We start from the raw sequence: 3,351 nt of genomic DNA, 5'->3' as shown, positions 1-3,351 counted from the left end.
TGCCGCGCCGGCCGCCTCGGCTGCAAGCCATTGAGCGGAGTGCCCAGCGCATGAATTCCCGCTTCTTCATCGACCGACCCATCTTCGCGTGGGTCCTCGCCTTGTTCATCGTGGTCATCGGCGCGGCAGCCATCACCCGGCTGCCGGTCGCCCAGTACCCCACGGTGGCCCCTCCGTCCATCGTCATTTCGGCCGCCTATCCCGGCGCTTCGGCCCAGGTGCTGGAAGACAGCGTGCTGACCGTCATCGAGCAGGAGCTCAATGGCGCGCCGGGCATGATCTACATGGAGTCCAGCGCTGAAGCCACCGGCGCCGGCACCATCACCGTCACCTTCGAGCCGGGCACGGACGTGTCCATTGCCCAGATCGAAGTGCAGAACCGCCTGAGCCGCGCCACGCCGCGTCTGCCCAGCGCGGTCACGCAGCAGGGCGTGCGCGTCGACAAGGCGCGCTCGAACTTCCTGCTGTTCGTGATGCTGACGTCCAAGAACCCGGCCTATGACCCGGTGGCGCTGGGCGATTACGCGGCCCGCAACATCGTGCCCGAGCTGCTGCGGGTGCAGGGCGTCGGCCAGGCCCAGCTGTTCGGCACCGAGCGTGCAATGCGCGTGTGGATCGACCCGGCCAAGCTGGTCGGCTTCGGCCTGTCGGCGGCGGATGTCAACAACGCGATCCGCGCGCAGAACCTGCAGGTTTCGGCCGGCAGCATCGGCGCCTTGCCGACCGTGGCGGACCAGACACTGTTCGCGTCCATCAACGTCAACGGCCAGCTGGCTTCCATCGAGCAGTTCGGCCAGATCATGCTGCGCGCCAACGCCGACGGTTCGACCGTGCGCCTGAAGGACGTGGCGCGCATGGAACTGGGCGGCCAGAGCTATGCCAGCTCCTCGCGCCTGAATGGCGTGACGGCGACCGGCGTCGGCATCCAGCAGTCGCCGGGCGGCAACGCGCTGGCCACGGCCACCGCGATCAAGGCCCGCATGGTCGAGCTGCAGAAGTTCATGCCCGAAGGCGTGAGCTACGACGTGCCGTACGACAGCTCGAAGTTCGTCAAGATCTCGATCGAGGAAGTGGTCAAGACGCTGGCCGAAGCCATCGTGCTGGTGTTCATCGTGATGCTGGTGTTCCTGCAGAACATCCGCTACACCATCATTCCGACCATCGTCGTGCCGGTGGCCCTGACCGGCACCTTCGCGGTGATGCTGGCGCTGGGCTTCTCGATCAACGTGCTGACGCTGTTCGGCATGGTGCTGGCCATCGGCATCCTGGTCGACGATGCGATCGTGGTCGTCGAGAACGTCGAGCGGCTGATGGCCGAGGAAGGCCTGTCGCCGCGTGACGCGACGGTCAAAGCCATGGGCCAGATCACCGGCGCCATCATCGGCATCACCGTGGTGCTGGTCTCGGTCTTCGTGCCGATGGCCTTCTTCAGTGGCTCGGTGGGCAACATCTACCGCCAGTTCTCGCTGGCGATGGTGGCGTCCATCCTGTTCTCGGCGACGATGGCGCTGACCCTGACGCCAGCGCTGTGTGCCACGCTGCTCAAGCCGGTGCCGCACGACCACCACGAGAAGAAGGGCTTCTTCGGCTGGTTCAACCGTGGCTTCAAGCGCACCACCAAAAACTACGAGTCGCTGGTTGCGCGCATCCTGCCGCGCGCAGGCCGCTTCCTGGTCATCTATGCGGTGATCCTTGGTGCCGTGGGCCTGATGTACACCCGCCTGCCCACGTCCTTCCTGCCCAATGAAGACCAGGGCTACCTGATCGTCAACGTGCAGCTGCCGCCCGGCGCGGCGCTGTCGCGCACCGAGGCGGTGATGAAGCAGGTCGAAGGATTCTTCCTGTCGCAGCCCGAAGTGGACAAGGTCGTGGGCGTGCTGGGCTTCAGCTTCTCGGGTTCCGGCCAGAACGCTGCGCTGGCTTTCGTGCCGCTCAAGCCCTGGGACGAACGCAAGGGCAAGGAGCACAGCGCGCAGGCGCTGGCTGGCCGTGCCTTCGGTGCGCTGATGGGCATCCGTGATGCGTTCATCTTCCCGCTGTCGCCGCCGGCCATCCCTGAACTTGGCACCGCGACCGGCTTCAGCTTCCGGCTGCAGGACCGCACCGGCCAGGGCCACACGGCGCTGCTGAACGCTCGCAACCAGTTGCTGGGCATGGCCTCGCAGAACAAGATCCTGGCGGGCGTGCGGCCAGACGGCCTGGAAGACGCGCCGCAGCTGCAGCTTGACGTGGACCGCGAACGCGCCGCGGCGCTGGGCGTGACCTTCGACAGCATCAGCACCGTGCTGTCGACCGCGCTGGGCTCCAGCTATGTGAACGACTTCCCGAACGCCGGCCGGCTGCAACGCGTGGTGGTGCAGGCCGAGGCCAGCGCGCGCATGACGCCGGAAGACGTGCTCAAGCTCTACGTGCCCAACAGCAAGGGCCAGCAAGTCCCGCTGTCCGCGTTCACGTCGACCCGCTGGGTCAACGGCCCGATCCAGACCGTGCGCTACAACGGCTACCCGGCGATGAAGATCAGTGGTGACGCGGCACCGGGTTATTCCACCGGTGCGGCGATGGACGAGATGGAAAAGCTCGCGGGCCAGTTGCCGGCCGGCTTCGGCTTCGAGTGGACCGGCCAGTCGCGCGAAGAAAAGCTCTCGGGTTCGCAGGCCACCATCCTGCTGGCGTTCTCGATGCTGGCGGTTTTCCTGTGCCTGTCGGCGCTGTACGAAAGCTGGAGCATTCCAGTGGCCGTGCTGCTGGTCGTGCCGCTGGGCGTGCTGGGCTCGCTGTCGGGTGTGTGGTTGCGCGACATGCCCAATGACGTGTACTTCAAGGTCGGCCTGATCACCATCATCGGGCTGTCGGCGAAAAACGCGATCCTGATCATCGAGTTCGCCAAGGACCTGCAGGCCGAGGGCAAGAGCCTGCTGGCGGCCACGCTGGAGGCCTGCCATTTGCGCTTCCGTCCGATCATCATGACCTCGTTCGCCTTCATCCTCGGCGTGCTGCCACTGGCGATTGCCAGCGGTGCCGGCTCGGCCAGCCAGCGTGCCATCGGCACCGGCGTGATCGGCGGCATGATCACCGCCACGGTGCTCGCTGTGCTGCTGGTGCCGGTGTTCTTCGTCGTCGTGCGCCGCATCTTCAAGGGCGGCCATGAACTGCGCCACCATGGCGCCGTCATCTCGAGTTCGCACGCCGACCCCGCGGCCGTTGCCGCGATCACCGACAAGCAGGAGGGCCGTTGATGCGCCGCCATCGTTTCGCCTTTTCCGCGCTGCCGCTGGTCGCGAGCCTCTTGCTGGCCGGCTGCATCAACCTGACCCCCGAGCTGCAGCGTCCGGCGCTGCCGGTGCCGGCCAC

The 3,351-nt window shown here is 66.5% G+C and carries 1 protein-coding gene; it reads left to right on the top strand.

Annotation, left to right across the window (positions count from 1 at the left end):
* Positions 1-50: 50 nt before the first annotated feature.
* Entirely contained in the window at positions 51-3,236 is a 3,186-nt protein-coding gene (locus FKP22_RS25015) for an efflux RND transporter permease subunit (RefSeq protein WP_141290382.1), read from the top strand.
* The last annotated feature ends 115 nt before the right edge of the window (positions 3,237-3,351 follow it).

Source organism: Ideonella azotifigens (assembly GCF_006519715.1).
In the GTDB taxonomy this organism is placed as follows: Bacteria; Pseudomonadota; Gammaproteobacteria; order Burkholderiales; family Burkholderiaceae_C; genus Ideonella; species Ideonella azotifigens.
The sequence above is the reverse complement of the archived record's forward strand: the minus strand, read 5'-3'. Positions and strand labels throughout refer to the sequence as shown.